Annotated in this window: 16 protein-coding genes; 8 read left to right on the plus strand and 8 right to left on the minus strand. The window is 68.3% G+C overall.

Going from position 1 to position 15,892, the window contains the following annotated elements; genetic code table 11:
* Window positions 1-58: 58 nt before the first annotated feature.
* The 4 genes from RMP06_RS05350 to grpE form a co-directional block, all read right to left on the minus strand.
* On the minus strand, window positions 59-466 hold the full coding sequence (locus RMP06_RS05350; protein ID WP_310460738.1) for a DUF1801 domain-containing protein: 408 nt from the start codon (window positions 464-466) through the stop codon (window positions 59-61).
* Between the two features lie 9 nt (window positions 467-475).
* Entirely contained in the window at window positions 476-1,630 is a 1,155-nt protein-coding gene (gene dnaJ / locus RMP06_RS05355; RefSeq protein ID WP_310460739.1) for a molecular chaperone DnaJ, read from the minus strand.
* A 151-nt stretch (window positions 1,631-1,781) separates the two neighbouring features.
* Window positions 1,782-3,725 (minus strand): molecular chaperone DnaK, encoded by a 1,944-nt coding sequence (dnaK, locus tag RMP06_RS05360; protein WP_310460740.1) that lies wholly within the window; start codon window positions 3,723-3,725, stop codon window positions 1,782-1,784.
* A gap of 86 nt (window positions 3,726-3,811) precedes the next feature.
* A complete protein-coding gene (grpE, locus tag RMP06_RS05365) occupies window positions 3,812-4,369 on the minus strand; it encodes a nucleotide exchange factor GrpE (protein WP_310460741.1) in 558 nt (185 codons plus the stop codon).
* Between the two features lie 134 nt (window positions 4,370-4,503).
* On the opposite strand from grpE, the gene RMP06_RS05370 reads away from it, so the two are divergent.
* The gene (locus tag RMP06_RS05370) at window positions 4,504-5,448 is read left to right on the plus strand and encodes a DUF6502 family protein (RefSeq protein ID WP_310460742.1); all 945 of its coding nucleotides are present in this window, start codon (window positions 4,504-4,506) and stop codon (window positions 5,446-5,448) included.
* Window positions 5,448-6,968 carry a DUF5666 domain-containing protein gene (locus RMP06_RS05375; RefSeq protein ID WP_310460743.1) on the plus strand — a complete coding sequence of 507 codons (1,521 nt, stop codon included), beginning with the start codon at window positions 5,448-5,450 and terminating at the stop codon, window positions 6,966-6,968. The genes RMP06_RS05370 and RMP06_RS05375 overlap by 1 nt, the downstream gene beginning before the upstream one ends.
* 27 nt (window positions 6,969-6,995) lie before the next feature.
* Here the strand turns inward: RMP06_RS05375 and RMP06_RS05380 are convergent, their stop codons facing one another.
* Genes RMP06_RS05380 through RMP06_RS05390 form a run of 3 tightly spaced genes read right to left on the minus strand, consistent with a single transcriptional unit; the run spans window position 6,996 to window position 9,627 of the window.
* Window positions 6,996-7,445, minus strand: a complete 450-nt coding sequence (locus tag RMP06_RS05380; RefSeq protein WP_310460744.1) for an RNA-binding S4 domain-containing protein — start codon at window positions 7,443-7,445, stop codon at window positions 6,996-6,998.
* Window positions 7,442-8,941: a sensor histidine kinase gene (locus tag RMP06_RS05385; RefSeq protein WP_310460745.1), complete on the minus strand. Its 1,500-nt coding sequence runs from the start codon at window positions 8,939-8,941 to the stop codon at window positions 7,442-7,444. Before RMP06_RS05385 ends, RMP06_RS05380 begins: the two co-directional genes overlap by 4 nt.
* A 5-nt stretch (window positions 8,942-8,946) precedes the next feature.
* Complete coding sequence (locus RMP06_RS05390; RefSeq protein ID WP_310460746.1) at window positions 8,947-9,627, minus strand: response regulator transcription factor; 681 nt, start codon at window positions 9,625-9,627, stop codon at window positions 8,947-8,949.
* Between the two features lie 143 nt (window positions 9,628-9,770).
* Between RMP06_RS05390 and RMP06_RS05395 the strand changes: the two genes are divergently transcribed.
* From RMP06_RS05395 to kynB, 5 genes are read left to right on the plus strand one after another with little or no spacing between them, the layout of a single operon-like run.
* Complete coding sequence (locus RMP06_RS05395) at window positions 9,771-10,730, plus strand: Bug family tripartite tricarboxylate transporter substrate binding protein (RefSeq protein WP_310460747.1); 960 nt, start codon at window positions 9,771-9,773, stop codon at window positions 10,728-10,730.
* Between the two features lie 3 nt (window positions 10,731-10,733).
* Window positions 10,734-11,264, plus strand: coding sequence for a tripartite tricarboxylate transporter TctB family protein (locus tag RMP06_RS05400; RefSeq protein ID WP_310460748.1), 531 nt, complete (start codon window positions 10,734-10,736; stop codon window positions 11,262-11,264).
* A gap of 8 nt (window positions 11,265-11,272) precedes the next feature.
* Window positions 11,273-12,757: a tripartite tricarboxylate transporter permease gene (locus RMP06_RS05405; RefSeq protein WP_310460758.1), complete on the plus strand. Its 1,485-nt coding sequence runs from the start codon at window positions 11,273-11,275 to the stop codon at window positions 12,755-12,757.
* A gap of 3 nt (window positions 12,758-12,760) precedes the next feature.
* On the plus strand, window positions 12,761-13,372 hold the full coding sequence (locus RMP06_RS05410) for a hypothetical protein (RefSeq protein WP_310460749.1): 612 nt from the start codon (window positions 12,761-12,763) through the stop codon (window positions 13,370-13,372).
* Entirely contained in the window at window positions 13,369-13,998 is a 630-nt protein-coding gene (gene kynB / locus RMP06_RS05415; protein ID WP_310460750.1) for an arylformamidase, read from the plus strand. Before RMP06_RS05410 ends, kynB begins: the two co-directional genes overlap by 4 nt.
* Before the next feature lie 2 nt (window positions 13,999-14,000).
* Here the strand turns inward: kynB and hemH are convergent, their stop codons facing one another.
* The gene (hemH, locus tag RMP06_RS05420) at window positions 14,001-15,098 is read right to left on the minus strand and encodes a ferrochelatase (RefSeq protein ID WP_310460751.1); all 1,098 of its coding nucleotides are present in this window, start codon (window positions 15,096-15,098) and stop codon (window positions 14,001-14,003) included.
* A gap of 30 nt (window positions 15,099-15,128) precedes the next feature.
* On the opposite strand from hemH, the gene RMP06_RS05425 reads away from it, so the two are divergent.
* Complete coding sequence (locus tag RMP06_RS05425; RefSeq protein WP_310460752.1) at window positions 15,129-15,845, plus strand: HAD family hydrolase; 717 nt, start codon at window positions 15,129-15,131, stop codon at window positions 15,843-15,845.
* The last annotated feature ends 47 nt before the right edge of the window (window positions 15,846-15,892 follow it).

Genomic DNA, 15,892 nt, shown 5'->3' on the forward strand with positions numbered 1-15,892 from the left:
CTGGATGGTGGAAGCTGCACGGTACCCCAGCGCGTTGATGCGTGCGCGCTGGCGGTGCTCAGGGGCGTGGCTTTTTCGCCATGCGCTGGCGTGGCACGGTGACCGTGGCGGCCAGTGCCTGGAGCACGAATTCCCGCACCTTCTTGCGCTTGAGGTCGGTCGGCACCGTCAGCTTGAGGTGGCGGCGCTTCTTGCCGTCGCCTTCCAGCAGGTGGCCCGGATCCGAGAGTTCTGCCCCGCGGCTGAACTCCAGCATCACGTGCCGCGGATGCGAGAAGATGCCGCAGAAGGGCGAGCCGGCGGAGAACAGGATCCCGCCGTACTTCACCTCTTCGCAGATGGCGGGATCGGCCGCCAGCACCAGCCCCCGCAGTCGGGAGACGAGATCGACACGCACGTCCTCGTGCAGGAAGAGCGTGTCGAGCAGGTCATCGACCTTGTCGGTGTTCAGGAATCGATCGGACATGGGGGCAGCTTACTTGAACAAGTCCTTCATCCGGTCGGTCCAGCTCTTGGCGGTCGGCGAGTGCTTGTCGCCGCCCTTCTTGAGCGACTCGTCCAGCTCCTTGAGCAGCTTGCGCTGGTGCTCGCTGAGCTTGATCGGGATCTCGATCTGGATGTGGCAGTACAGGTCGCCGGGGTAGTTCGAGCGGATGCCCTTCACGCCCTTGCCGCGCAGGCGGAAGGTCTTGCCGTGCTGGGTGCCTTCGGGCAGTTCGATCTCGGCCTCGCCCCCCAGCGTCGGGACCGACACCGAACCGCCGAGCGCGGCGGTGATGACGCTGATCGGCACGGTGCAATGCAGGTCGTCGCCGTCGCGCTCGAAGATGTCGTGCGCCTTGATGCGGATCTCGACGTACAGGTCACCGGCAGGACCACCCTGCGTGCCGGGTTCGCCATGGCCGCGCAGGGCGATGCGCTGGCCTTCGTTGATGCCGGCGGGGATCTTCACCTCCAGCGTCTTCTGCTTCTTGACCTTGCCCTGGCCGTTGCAGGTGGTGCAGGGCTCGGGAATGATCTTGCCGGTGCCGTGGCAGTGCGGGCAGGTCTGCTGGATGCTGAAGAAGCCCTGGCGCAGATGCACCGTGCCCGCGCCGTGGCAGGTCGTGCAGGTCTTGGCGCTGGTGCCGGGCTTGGCACCGCTGCCGTGGCAGGTGTCGCACTCTTCCCAGGTGGGGATGCGGATCTGGGCTTCCTTGCCGAGTGCCGCCTCTTCGAGCGTGATCTCCATCGCGTACGACAGGTCCGCGCCGCGGTAGACCTGCTGGCCGCTGCGCCGCTGGCCACCGCCACCGCCGCCCTGGCTGAAGATGTCGCCGAAGATGTCGCCGAAGGCCTCGGCGAAACCGCCATTGCCGCCGAAGCCCTCCGGACCGCCGCGGAAGCCGCCGGCATTCGGATCGACACCCGCGTGACCGAACTGGTCGTACGCCTGGCGCTTCTGGGCGTCGGAGAGCATCTCGTAGGCCTCCTTGACCTCCTTGAATTTCTCCTCGGACGCCTTGGCGCCGTCACCCTGGTTGCGGTCCGGGTGGTGCTTCATGGCCATCTTGCGGTAGGCCTTCTTGATCTCGTCCTCGCTCGCGTTCTTGGCGACGCCGAGGGTCTCGTAATAGTCACGCTTTGCCATGGACGGTTCCGACAGCAGCAAGCCCGTTCCGAATGTTCAGAGGATTCAGAGGCGGGCTTTTGAAACAGGAACGCCGCGCCGAGCAAAAAGTGCTGCAGGCAGCACCAGTCTCGAACGCGGCGGGGGACCACCGTGACGGTGGATCAGCCGATCACTTCTTCACTTCCTTGAACTCGGCGTCGACAACGTCCGGGTTGCTCGGATCCGACTTCGGTGCTTCGCCGCTACCGGCCGCACCGGCGCCTGCTGCACCCGCTGCGCCCGGCTGGGCCTGCATGTCGGCGTACATCTTCTCGCCGAGCTTCTGGCTGGCGGCCATCAGCTCGTTGGTCTTGGCTTCGATGGCTTCCTTGTCGTCGCCCTTGATGGCTTCCTCGACAGCCTTGATCGCAGCTTCGATCTTGTCCTTCTCGCCCGCATCGAGCTTGTCGCCGTAGTCCGTCAGCGACTTGCGCACCGAGTGGACCATCGCGTCGCCCTGGTTCTTCGACTGGACGATCTCGACCTTCTTCTTGTCCTCGGCGGCGTTCACCTCGGCATCGTGCACCATCTTCTGGATCTCTTCTTCCGAGATGCCCGAGTTGGCCTTGATGGTGATCTTGTTTTCCTTGCCGGTGGCCTTGTCCTTGGCACCGACGTGCAGGATGCCGTTGGCGTCGATGTCGAAGCTGACCTCGATCTGCGGCGTGCCACGCTGGGCCGGCGGGATGCCTTCGAGGTTGAACTCGCCCAGCAGCTTGTTGCCGACCGCCACTTCGCGCTCGCCCTGGAACACCTTGATCGTCACGGCCGGCTGGTTGTCGTCCGCGGTCGAGAAGGTCTGCGCGAACTTGGTCGGGATGGTCGTGTTCTTGGTGATCATCTTGGTCATCACGCCGCCCAGGGTCTCGATGCCCAGGCTCAGCGGCGTCACGTCCAGCAGCAGCACGTCCTTGCGGTCGCCGCCCAGCACCTGGCCCTGGATCGCGGCGCCGACAGCCACGGCTTCATCCGGGTTCACGTCCTTGCGCGGCTCCTTGCCGAAGAACTCCTTGACCTTGTCCTGCACCTTGGGCATGCGGGTCATGCCGCCGACCAGGATCACGTCATCGATGGCGCTGACGGCCACGCCGGCATCCTTCATCGCGGTGCGGCAGGGGGCGATCGTGCGCTCGATCAGCTCTTCCACCAGCGACTCCAGCTTGGCGCGGGTCAGCTTGATGTTCAGGTGCTTCGGGCCCGAGGCGTCGGCCGTGATGTACGGCAAGTTCACGTCGGTCTGCGACGAGTTCGACAGCTCGATCTTGGCCTTCTCGGCGGCTTCCTTCAGGCGCTGCAGGGCCAGCACGTCCTTGGTCAGATCGACGCCCTGTTCCTTCTTGAACTCGGTGACGATGAAATCGATGATGCGCTGGTCGAAGTCCTCGCCGCCCAGGAAGGTGTCGCCGTTGGTGGACAGCACCTCGAACTGCATTTCGCCATCGACGTCGGCGATCTCGATGATGGACACGTCGAACGTGCCGCCACCCAGGTCGTACACCGCGATCTTGCGGTCGCCCTTGCCGTGCTTGTCCAGACCGAAGGCCAGGGCCGCGGCGGTTGGCTCGTTGATGATGCGCTTGACATCCAGACCGGCGATGCGGCCGGCGTCCTTGGTGGCCTGGCGCTGGGCGTCGTTGAAGTAGGCCGGCACCGTGATCACGGCCTCGGTCACTTCTTCGCCCAGGTAGTCCTCGGCGGTCTTCTTCATCTTGCGCAGCACTTCGGCCGAGACCTGCGGCGGGGCCATGCGCTTGCCGCGCACTTCCACCCAGGCGTCACCGTTGTCGGCGGGCGCGATGGTGTAGGGCATCAGGTCGATGTCCTTCTGCACTTCCTTCTCGGTGAACTTGCGACCGATCAGGCGCTTGACCGCGTACAGCGTGTTGCGCGGGTTGGTCACCGCCTGGCGCTTGGCCGAGGCGCCGACGAGGATCTCGCCGTCTTCCTGGTACGCAATGATGGACGGCGTCGTGCGCGCGCCTTCACTGTTCTCGATCACCTTCGTGGTGTTGCCTTCCATGATGGCCACGCACGAGTTGGTGGTGCCGAGGTCGATGCCGATGATTCTGCCCATGATGCGGATGCTCCGGAAATTGCTTGGTTGTCTGTGATTTGTGGCTGATCGGGCCGGTTTCAAGGCCCGAACGTGCTGGGATCGTCTTACTTCGGCGCCGCCACGGTGACCAGCGCTGGGCGCAGCACCCGCTCGGCGATGAGGTAGCCCTTCTGCAGCACCATCACGACGGTGTTGGCGTCCTGGTCGGCGGGGACCACGCTGATGGCCTGGTGCTGGTGCGGGTCGAACTTGGTGCCGACCGGCGGGCTGATCTCGACGACCTTGTTGCGCTCCAGCGCCTGCACGAGCTGGCGCAGCGTGATGTTCACGCCTTCGAGCACCTGCTCCGGCGAGCCCTGGCCGCTGGCGTGGGTGGCCAGCGCGGCTTCGAGGCTGTCCTTCACCGGCAGCAGGCTCTCGGCGAAACCCTCGACCGCGAACCTGCGCGACTTGGCGATTTCTTCGTCAGCGCGGCGGCGGGTGTTGTCGGCCTCGGCCTTGGCGCGCAGGTAAGCGTCGGCGAGTTCGACGTTCCTGGCTTCGAGTTCGGCGATGCGGGCGGCGGCTTCGCTGGCCGCGGCTTCAACTGGTTCGGCAGTGGCTGTGTTCAGCGACGCGGGCTCGGTGTCTTGGTAGGGCGCGGAGTTCAGGGTGTCGGACATGGGGCGTTTCCTGGCCTGTTATTGCAACAACTGGATTGCGAAATGAGGATGTCCCTCCAGACTTCAAGGGGGCGTGTGACAGAAGTTGACGATTCGCCACAAGGTTACGGTGTGAGAACTGTCACACTTGCGGCTTGACCGCCCCCTCTGGTGGGCGGCTGTATTTTCCGAAGATGACCGATCCGATCTCGCCCACCCCTGCCGAGCAGGCACTCGACGATGTTGCCGTGATGCTGGCGCCCCTGGTGCGCTGGCTGCTGGTACAGGGAATACCGCTGAATGCGCTGGTCCGCACCTTGCGTGGTGTCTACCTGTCCGAAGCCCATGACGACCTGGGTCGGCGCGGTCGCCGGGTGACCGATTCCGCGCTCAGCGTGCTGACCGGCGTCCACCGCAAGGAAGTGCGCGCCTACATGGAGGCCCACCACGAGCCCACTGGCGTGTTGCCGAGTGCGCCGCGCCTGGCGCCGACGCCGGCTGCCACGCTGTTCACCCAGTGGATCACGGACCCCGATTACCGCATGCTGGCTGGCGAGGTCCGCCGCCAACTGCCGCGCCACGGGCCGGCGCCGAGCTTCGAGGCGCTGGCCCGCGAGGCCTCGCGTGACGTGCATCCCCGCACCCTGCTTGAAGAGCTGGAGCGGCTGGAGCTGGTCGAAGTGCAGCCCGAGCAGGTGCGCTTGCTGTCTGACCGCTTTGTGCCACCGGTACACGACCCGGCGGCCGTGCGCACGATGGCCGTGAACGTGGCCGACCACATCGCGGCGGCCGTACACAACTTGCGTGCCGATACCCCTGCGCAGCGGCAGCTGGAGCAGAGTGTCTACGCCGACGGCCTGAGTGCGGAATCGGCGGCACAACTGGGCGAGGTTGCGCGCGCGCTCTGGGGCGTGGCGCTGGAGGGCATGGTGCGCGAGGCGCGTGCGCGCCTCGCGCTGGATGCCGGGCGTGGTCAGCAGCCGACATCCGCTCCTTCCGAGGACCGCAACACCCGTGTGCGCTTCGGGATTTATTACCATCTTGAAGTGAGCAAATCGACAACGTCGAATGCGTCGAACACTTCGGGGAGAACTGAATGATGCGCACGGCGATGCGACGGGCCGGTCTGGCGGCGACGGTGGTGGGGCTGGTGCTGGCTGCGCTGGTGGCCTGCGGTGGCGGCAGCGTGGGCACCAACGGCACGGGCAGTCCAGTGCTGGTGGGCCTCAGCGTCGGCACGGTGTCAGGCCTGGGCAGCGTGATCGTCGATGGCACGCGGCATGACGACAGCGCGGCGCAGATCGAGATCAGCCGCAACGGCACCGAGTCCGACGTCGGTGATGTGCGCCTGGGCCACCGGGTGTCGCTGGAGTTCGGCGTCGACGCGACCGGCGCGCAGGTGCTGCAGCGCGTGGAGTTGCTGCCGGGCGTGGTGGGCCGCGTGAACGAGCGCACCGCGGATACGCTGGGCGTGCTGGGCCAGACGGTCACGGTCAACAGCGACCCGGCGCGTGGTCCGGTCACCGTGTTCGAGACGCCGCTGAACAGCCTGGCGGACGTGCGGCTGGGCGATGCAGTCGAGGTGCACGCGCTGACACAGCGGACCGGGGCCGGGACCGGTGACGTGCGCCTCGTTGCCACGCGCATCGCGCCGCGCAGCACGCTGTCTGGCGTGCGGGTCAGCGGCACGGTGGCGGCGCTCTCGCCCGTCGGCAGTGGCGGGGCGCGCAGTTTCCGGCTGGGCGCTCTGACGGTGCAACTGCCCTCGGAAGCCGCGCTGCTGCCCCCGGGCATCGGTCTGGTGGAGGGCCGCGCGGTGACCGTGTTCGCGGCCGAGTCGGCCTTCGATCCGGCCACGCTGGGCCTGGGCGCCAGCAAGGTGCAGGTGATGGCGGTCGGTGATGCCAGCAGTGGCGCAGGCAGCGCGGGCAGCACCTTGCGCCGAGCAGGTCTGGTCGGTGGTTCGACCGGCGTCTCCTTCGATCTGGACGGCGTGGCGCTGCTGGTCAACGCCGACACCCAGACCGTGCCGGCCGGGCAGGCGGTCACCGACGGCAGCTATGTACAGGTCACGGCCACGCTGAACAGCGGCGGCCGATGGCTGGCGACTCGCATCGAGCGCCTCACGTCGGCCACCGTCAGCGCCGAGTTGCGTGGCACGCTGGATGACTGGTCGGCCACCGCACGCACCTTCCGCCTGCGCGACACCACGGTGTCGGTGGCGGCCTCGACGCGCATCGATCTCACCGGCTGCCGCGCCACCACGCTGGCGGACGGGCTGTTTGTCGAGGTCAAGGGCAGTGCCACCGCGCAGGGCCTGACCGCCGGTTCAATCACCTGTGAACAGGAACCTGCGGGCACGAAGAGCCGGCTGGAGCGTCATGGGGTTGTGCTCAGTGTGGATGCCGCGACGCGCAAGCTCACGTTGCGCCGCCAGCCTGGCGACCCGGTGCTGACGGTCACCTGGACCGACCAGACCTACTTCGGTGATGCACTGACGGTCGCCGGGCTGGTCGCGCTGGTGGGTACATCGCGCGAAATCGAGGTCGAAGGTACCCTGTCGCTGGACGGGCTGCAGATGGCAGCGCGCAAGATCAAGCTGCGCAAGTCGGGTTCCTGAGCCACGCCGAGCGTGTTTCCGGCACGCTCAGGTGTCCTCGTCGAGCGAGGCACTCCAGCGTTGCCACTCGACGAGCTGGCGGCGGTCGGCCTTGGTCGGACGGCCTTGGTCCATCGCCACAGCGGGATCGACCGCATAGGGCCGGCGCACCTGCCAATCGGCCTGGGCGGCGAGGCTTTCCGGTGTTTCGGCATACAGCAGTTGCGCTTGCGGCGCCGGGCCGCGCGCCTCCGACAGGCCCAGTACCTGCACCTCGCGCGGCACCGGGCTGTTGCCCTGCCGCAAGCTCAGCCGATCACCGGGGCGGACTTCCCGCGAAGGCTTGGCGTGCTGCGCATTGACCAGCACCCGGCCACGCTCGATCTCGTCACCGGCGAGGGTGCGGGTCTTGAAGAACCGCGCGGCCCAGAGCCACTTGTCGAGGCGCTGTCCGGGTGTCGGCGCGGGCGGGGCAGGAGGGCGGGACTTGCTGCTCATCGGCTGGCGTCAGGGTCGGGAAGTGGTGGATTGGCCAGGGGAAGTCGCACCGTGGCGTCCAGCCCGGTGATGTGTCCGTCGGGGGCGAGTCGATTGTCCAGCACCAGCGCGCCGCCGAGCGACTGCACGATCTCCTGGCAGATCGCCAGCCCCAGACCGGCGCCGGAGCGGAGATTGTCGCCGCTGCGACCGGCCGCGAAGGGGCGGAACAGGTGCTCGCGCTGGGCGGCCGAGATGCCGGGGCCACTGTCGGTGATGGTCAGCGCGGCGTGGCGCGCGTCGCTGCGCAACCGCACGGCCAGTGCGGATCCTTCAGGGGTGTTCTTGATGGCGTTGTGCAGCAGGTTGCGCACCAGCTCGCGCAGCGCCCAGGCGTGGGCGCGCACGGGCGCTGTCTCGGTCTCGATCGAGAATTCCAGCCCGTGGTCGGCGATCAGCGCGGAAAGATCGAGCGCCACATCGCGCACCAGGTGGTCCCAGTCCAGCACCGGCGCCTGCCCCTGGTGGCGCAGTTGTTCGACCTTGGCCAGTGCGAGCATCTGGTTGGCCAGCTCTGTGGCACCGTCCACGGTGTGCTCGATCTCGGCCAGCGCCTGCCGGGCGTCGATGTCGCCTCGGCGGGCGGACTGAACCTGTGTTTTCAGCACGGCCAGCGGTGTGCGCAACTGGTGCGAGGCGTCGCGCACGAAGCGTTTCTGGTGGTCGAGCAGTTGGGCCAGCCGCGCCATCATGGCGTTGTTGGCGTCGATCAGTGGCTGCAGTTCGCGCGGCGCCTCGTCAGCCAGCAGGGGAGTCAGGTCGCCGTCGCCGCGCTGTTGCAGCTGGGCGCTGAGCTGGCGCACCGGCCGTGTCGCCCGCTGCACCACCCAGACCACTACCCCCGCGATCACCGCGATCAGCGCCGCCTGGCGCCACAACGTGCCCAGCAGCAGCGCGCGGGCCAGCGTGTGGCGCAGCTCCAAGGTCTCGGCGACCTGGATCGTGGCCATGCCGACGCCCTCGCGCCCGGCCACCGGCTGCAGCAGCACCGCCACGCGCACCGGCTGGCCGCGGAACTCGGCGTCGTAGAAATCGACCAGCGCCGCATAGACACTGCGCGCGGGCAGCTGGCCGTGCCAGACCGGCAAGTCCTCGAACCCCGAGATCATCCGGCCCTGCATGTCGCTGACGCGGAAGTACATCCGGCTGCGGTTGTCGGCCTCGAAGGCTTCGAGCGCGGAGTAGGGCACCGTGGCGGTGACGAGGGTGCCGGTACCGCTGCCGCTGCTGGTGTCACGGGCGATGTCCAGGTGCTCGCCGATCGACTTGGCCGAGGCCAGCAGCGTGCGGTCGTAGGCAGTGTCGGCCGATTCCAGCGCCTCGCGGTAGACGCTGACCGTGTTGAGCAGCACCAGCAGCACGACCGGCCCGAGGATGCCCAGCAGCAGGTAGGCGCGCAGCGACAGGTGTTCGTGCAACCGGTGCCAGCGTTCCAGGAGCGACAGAGGTTCTGGCATGGAGGTCAGGACACGGCCTTGAGCAGATAGCCCAGACCGCGCAGCGTGACGAGTTGCGCGCCGGTCTGGGCGAGTTTCTTGCGCAGGCGGTAGACGACCACCTCGATCGCTTCGGCCTGCACATCCACTTCGCCAGGGAAGACCAGCTCGAACAGCCGCTCGCGCGCCACCGCGTGGCCGGGCCGGGCGAGCAGGGCGCGCATCAGCGCGAGTTCGCGTGCGGTCAACTCCATCGGCGCGTTGTGCAGGTAAACGGCGCCGCTGTCGGCATCGACATGCAGGCCGCAGAAGGCGTCCGGCTGGCGGCTCGGCCCGCCGGGCAGCACACCGGATCGGCGCACGAGCGCCCGCACCCGTGCCTCCAGTTCGTCCAGATCGAAGGGCTTGGCGAGGTAGTCGTCCGCGCCCGTGTTCAATCCGAGGATGCGGTCGCCCACGGTGCCGCGGGCGGTGAGGATCATCACGGGGGTGGTCCAGCCGGCGCTGCGGGCGCGGCTGAGCACTTCGAGGCCGTCCAGTCCGGGCAGGCTCAGGTCGAGCAGCACGACATCGGGCTGGCTCGCCTCCCAGCGGTCGAGTGCGCGGGCCCCGTCGTCGCAGCCGACGACCTGGATGCCGCGCCGCTCGAAGGCCCGGCGCAGCGTGGTCTGCATCGTGGCGTTGTCTTCGATCAGCAGCAGTTTCATGGTGCAAGCCTAGCGCGTCGGCTACCGGACATTGTTCGAGCGGAACTCCGCATTTCCCCTAGGTCGGCGGACAGCCGTTTGACAGACAGTGCAGCCAACATCCCCCGTGTCCATCTCACCACCATCCATCCAGGAGTTCCCCCATGCGTCGCGACACCTTCCTCAAGTCCCTGGCGGCCATGGCCGCCGCCGGCGTGCTGCCCGCGCAAGCCGCTGACATCAACCTCAAGATGATGATCCCCGCCAACCCGGGCGGTGGCTGGGACGGCACTGGTCGCGCACTGGGCAAGGCGATGCAGGACGCCGGTGCGCTCAGCACCGTGCAGTACGAGAACAAGGGCGGTGCCGCTGGCGCCATCGGCCTGGCGCAGTTCGTCAACGGCAGCAAGGGCGATCCGAACACGCTGATGGTGATGGGCGCCGTCATGATCGGCGGCATCATCACTGGCAAGCCGCCAGTGTCGCTGAGCGCCGCGACCCCGGTGGCTCGCCTGACCAGCGAATACAACGTCTTCGTCGTGCCGGTCGATTCGCCGTTCAAGACCCTGAAGGACGTGGTCGAGGCGGTGAAGAAAGACCCCGGCAGCGTCAAGTGGGGCGGCGGTTCGCGCGGATCGACCGAACACATTGCCGCCGCCATGCTCGCCCGCGAGATCGGTGTCGATGCGACCAAGATCAACTACGTCCCCTTCCGTGGCGGCGGCGAGGCGATCGCGGCCATCCTGGGCGGCAACGTCTCGGTCGGTGGCAGCAGCTACAGCGAGTTCCAGCAATACATCGATTCCGGCAAGATGCGGCCGATCTGCGCCACCTCGCCGACCCGCCTGAAGATCGCGCCGACCGTGCCGACGATGAAGGAGCTGGGCTACAACGTCGAGATCGGCAACTGGCGCGGCGTCTACGGCGCCCCCGGCATCACCCCCGCGCAGCGCAAGGCACTGACCGACCTGCTGCAAAAGACCGTCAAGTCCAAGGGCTGGGCCGAAGCGCTGGAAAAGAACGGCTGGACCGACGCCTGGCTGGCCGGCCCCGCCTTCGACGAGTTCGTCGAGCGCGAGTTCGCGTCGCTGCGGGTCACGATGGTCAAGGCAGGGATGATCTGAGCCATGGCTGACATTGCGCGTGACGCTCTGCCGGCCGACGCCCGGCGCCACCAGACCTGGCTCGGTGCCGGGGTGGTGGTGCTGGCCCTGGGCCTGGCATGGGGGGCAACCTCCATTTCTTCCGATGCGGGCTACGCTGGTGTCGGCCCCAATTTCCTTCCCTGGGTGGTGTCGGGCCTGCTCGGCCTGTGCGGCGTCTGGCTGGTCTGGGAAGCCCGCAGCGGCGGCTTCCGCGACATGGAGGAGACCGACGGTGCCGACCAGGGCGACTGGCCCGGCTTCGCCTGGGTCACCGCCGGCATCGTCCTCAATGCCCTGCTGATCACGACGATCGGTTTCATCTTCAGTTGTGCGCTGTGCTTCGTGCTGGCGGTGCGCGGCTTCAAGGCGTCGGAAGGGCGGCTGGACCTGAGCCCGCGCGCCTGGATCACCGACACGCTGATCGGCATGGCCATCGCGGCGCCGGTCTACTGGATGTTCACGAAGGCGCTGGCGATCAGCCTGCCCGGACTCACCTCGACGGGATGGCTGTGATGGACATGATGCACATCTGGGACCAGCTCATGCAGGGCTTCCTGACGGCGGGCACGCCGATCAACCTGCTGTGGGCGCTGGTGGGCTGCACGCTGGGGACTGCGGTCGGCGTGCTGCCCGGCATCGGCCCGGCGACGGCGGTGGCGATGCTGCTGCCGATCACGCTGAAGGTGGAGCCGACGGCGTCGATGATCTTCTTCGCCGGCATCTACTACGGCGCGATGTACGGCGGCTCGACCACGTCGATCCTGCTGAACACGCCCGGCGAGGCCGGGTCGATGGTCACCGCGCTCGAAGGCAACAAGATGGCCAAGAACGGCCGGGCGGGTGCGGCGCTGGCCACGGCGGCGATCGGATCGTTCGTCGCCGGCACCATCGCCACCGTGCTGGTGACGTTGTTCGCGCCGATCGTGGCGACCTACGCCATCCGCCTCGGCCCGCCGGAATACTTCATGCTGATGCTGCTGGCCTTCTGCACCGTCAGCGCCGTGCTCGGCCAGAGCACGCTGCGTGGCCTGACCGCACTCGGCATCGGCCTGGCGATGGGCCTGATCGGCATCGACCAGATCTCCGGCCAGGCGCGTTACACCGGCGGCGTGCCCGAGTTCATGGACGGCATGGAGGTCGTGCTGGTCGCGGTCGGCCTGTTCGCGGTGGCCGAGGCGCTGTACGCGGTGCTGTTCCAGGGCGGCGAGCAGGAAACGCAGAACGCCCTCAGCTCGGTCCACATGACCCGCGAGGAGTGGCGCCGCTCGTGGCCGGCGTGGCTGCGGGCGACGGCGATCGGCTTCCCCTTCGGCACGATCCCGGCCGGCGGCAGCGAGATCCCGACCTTCCTCAGCTACGCCGCCGAGAAGAAGCTGTCGAAGCACCCGGAAGAGTTCGGCACCATTGGCGCGATCGAAGGCGTGGCCGGCCCGGAAGCGGCCAACAACGCCGCGATCACCGCGACGCTGATCCCGCTGCTGACGCTGGGCATTCCGACCTCGAACACGACCGCGATCCTGCTCGGTGCGTTCCAGAACTACGGCATCCAGCCTGGGCCGCAGCTCTTCGACACCAACGCCAAGCTGGTCTGGGCGCTGATCGCCTCGCTCTACATCGGCAACGTGATGCTGCTGATCCTGAACCTGCCGCTGGTGGGGCTGTGGGTCAAGCTGCTGAAGATCCCGAAGAGCTACCTCTACGCGGGCATCCTGATCTTCGCGACGGTGGGCGTCTACGGCATGCGCCAAAGCTCGTTCGACTTGCTGCTGATGTACGCCATCGGTCTGCTGGGGGTGGCGATGCGCCGCTTCAGCTTCCCGACCGCACCGGTGATCGTCGGCATGATCCTCGGCCCGCTCGCCGAAGCGCAGATGCGCAACGCGCTGTCCATCGGCGAAGGCAAGTGGGGCGTGTTCCTGGAGCGTCCGATGTCGGCGGTGCTGCTGGTGGTGGTGCTGATGGTGCTGGTCTTGCCGCGCCTGATGAAGCTGCGGAAGAAAGGTTGATGCATGCTGCGGTGTCTCCTCGATGCGGACGCGCTGTCCTGGCTGCTGCGCCTGGACAGTGACCCGGCCCACGACGAGCACCGCCTGGCCTGGCTGGCCGAGGCCCAGCGGCAGCGTGCCGCGCTGCTGGTCCCGGCGGCGGTGCTCGCAGACTGGCTGATCGAGACCGGACCGGCGGGCGACGCCGCGTTCAAGGCGTTGCGGACGGCACGGCCGGTGGAAGTCGCGGCCTTCGACGAACGCGCCGCCCGCGAACTGGTGCGCTTGCACACCTTCGCCAGCACAAGCGACGATGACCGCTGGACCCGCGCCAGCCGCGAGCAGCGGCAACTGGTGGCGCTGGCCGTAGTGCGGCAGGCGTCGCTGGTGGGTGAGGCGCCGCGGCTGGATGCGGCGGCCGCGCTCGCTGGCGTGGTCTTCGTGTCGATGGGTGACATCGCATCGCTTGGCTCCCCGCCGCAACTCAGCCTGCCGCTGGATACCCCCGAAATTTCCACGACCGCGTCCGTGGCGCCACTGTCGCCGATGGACAAGGGTGTGTTCAGCGATCTGGCGCAGGCCTTCAGCGCCTTCGACGTGCTGGTGTCCACACCACAGGCCACGCCCGCGCCGTGACCGCGCGGCGCCTGTGGGACATCTCGCCGGCCATCGGTCCGGCCACACCGGTGTACCCAGGCGACCAGTCCTACACCCAGCGCTGGACGGCCAGGCTCGGCCCTGGCAGCCCGGTCAATGTCAGCGCGATCACGCTGTCTCCCCACACCGGTGCCCACGCCGATGCACCGTTGCACTACGCAGAAGGGGCACCCTCGATCGGCGAAGTCGATCTGGCGCCGTTCCTCGGTCCGTGTCGCGTGGTCCATGCCATCGGTTGCGGGCCGCTGATCCGGCCGGAACATCTGCGGCATTCGGCCGACGGCCTGCCGCCGCGTGTGCTGGTGCGCACCTGCGTGCAGGCGGCCACCGTCTGGACCGAGGACTTCGCTGCCTTCGCCCCGGAGACGCTCGACTGGCTGGCGGGTCAGGGCGTGCGCCTGGTGGGCATCGACACACCGTCCGTCGATCCGGCGTCCAGCCAGACGCTGGACAGCCACCAGCGTCTCTTGCAACTGGATCTGCGCGTGCTGGAGAACCTGGTGCTGGACGCCGTGCCCGCGGGCGACTACGAGCTGATCGCCTTGCCGCTGAAGCTGGTGCTGGCGGACGCCTCGCCGGTGCGGGCCGTGCTGCGGGCGCTGTAGCCTCAGGCCTTGGCGCCCAGCGCGAGCGCACGCTGGCGCTGGCTTTCCAGCTCGGCGGCACGCGGCTGCGCGTCCACCCGCACCGCCCAGCCCGCCGTGCTGCGCTCGACCAGACCGCGCAGCGCGTCGATCCAGGCCGGGTGGTCGTTCAGGCAGGGGATGTGGTCGTAGCGCTGGCCGCCCGCGGTCAGGAACACCTGGCGACCCTCGATGGCGATCTCCTCCAGCGTCTCCAGGCAGTCCGCGGGGAAGCCCGGGCAGAAGATCTGCAGATGCCGGACGCCCTTCTTCGCCAGCACCTGCAGGGTCGGTTCGGTGTACGGCTCCAGCCACTTGGCCTTGCCGAAGCGGCTCTGGAAGCTCAGCGACAGCGCGTCCTTGCCCAGGCCGAGCCGCTCGCCTAGCAGGCGCGCCGTCTTGTAGCAGTGGCAGTGGTAGGGGTCGCCCAGCGTCAGCGTGCGCTCGGGCACGCCGTGGAAGCTCAGCAGCAGGTGGTCGCCGCGGCCTTCGCGCGCCCAGTGGTCCTGCACGCGCCGGGCGAGGGCCTCGATGTAGCCCTCGTCGTCGTGGTGTTGGCGCACCCAGCGCAGTTCGGGCAGCGTGCGCTGGCGGAGCTGCCAGTGGTGCACGTCGTCCATCACGCTGGCGGTGGTCGTGCCGGAATACTGCGGGTACATCGGCACGACCAGGATGCGGTCGCAGCCGGCGGCCTTCAGCGCATCCAGTTCGCTGGCGATGGACGGATTGCCGTAGCGCATGGCGTGGCGCACGGTGAGCGCCAGCCCGTGGGCGGTGGCGTTGGCCTGCAGCAGCTCGGCCTGCTTGCGGGTCCAGACCGCCAGCGGCGAGCCTTCGGGCGTCCAGATGCTGGCGTACTTGGCCGCCGACTTGGCCGGGCGGGTGCGCAGGATGATGCCGTGCAGGATCGGCTTCCACACCGCTGGCGGAATCTCCACCACCCGCTGGTCGCTGAGGAACTGCGCCAGATAGCGCCGCACCGCGGGCGCGGTCGGGGCGTCGGGCGTGCCGAGGTTGACAAGCAGCACGCCGACACGGGCCGGGCTGCCGTGGCGGTATTCGGGTTCGGGTTGGGTTTTCATGGCGCGTGCATTCTCGCCGACACTGCCGGCATGACGATGACGATCACCGCACTCACCCTGGACCTGGACGACACCCTCTGGCCCGTCATGCCGACGCTGCTGCGCGCGGAAGCCGTGCTGCAGGACTGGCTGCGCGCACACGCCCCCGCGACCGCCGCGGCTTTCGATGTGCCGACGCTGCAGCGCCTGCGCGGCGAGGTCGGGCGCCGACACCCGGCGCTGGCGCACGACCTGACCGCGCTGCGGCTGATCACCCTGCGCGAGGCCTTGGCTGCGGCGGGAGACGACCCGGCGCTGGCCGAGCCGGCGTTCACCGTGTTCTTCGCCGAGCGCCAGCGGGTGCAGTGGTACGGCGATGTCCGACCGGCGCTGGAGCGGCTGGCGGCGCGCTTTCCGCTGCTGGCGCTGTCCAACGGCAATGCCGAATTGGCCGCTACCGGGCTGGCGCCGTATTTTGTCGGGGCCGTGAGCGCCCGCAGCTGCGGTGTGGCCAAACCGGCGGTGCGCATCTTCGAGGCGGCTTGCGCGGAGCTGCGCTGCACGGCGGGGCAGGTGATGCATGTCGGTGACGACTGGACGCTCGATGTCGTTGGCGCCCGGCGGGCGGGGCTGCACACGGCGTGGATCCGGCGCCCCGAAGCGGCACTGCACCGTGGTCCGGCGAGCGCAGACGCGGACGATGCACCGGCCGGTCTGCACCTCCACCTGGACGATCTGCTGGTGCTGGCGGACGCGCTGGGCGCCTGAAACGGCGGGTCGCTTCGGGGCGATCTGTGCGGTGATTCGCGGGTTCT

It is taken from the genome of Sphaerotilus sp. (assembly GCF_031429695.1).
Taxonomy (GTDB): domain Bacteria; phylum Pseudomonadota; class Gammaproteobacteria; order Burkholderiales; family Burkholderiaceae_C; genus Sphaerotilus.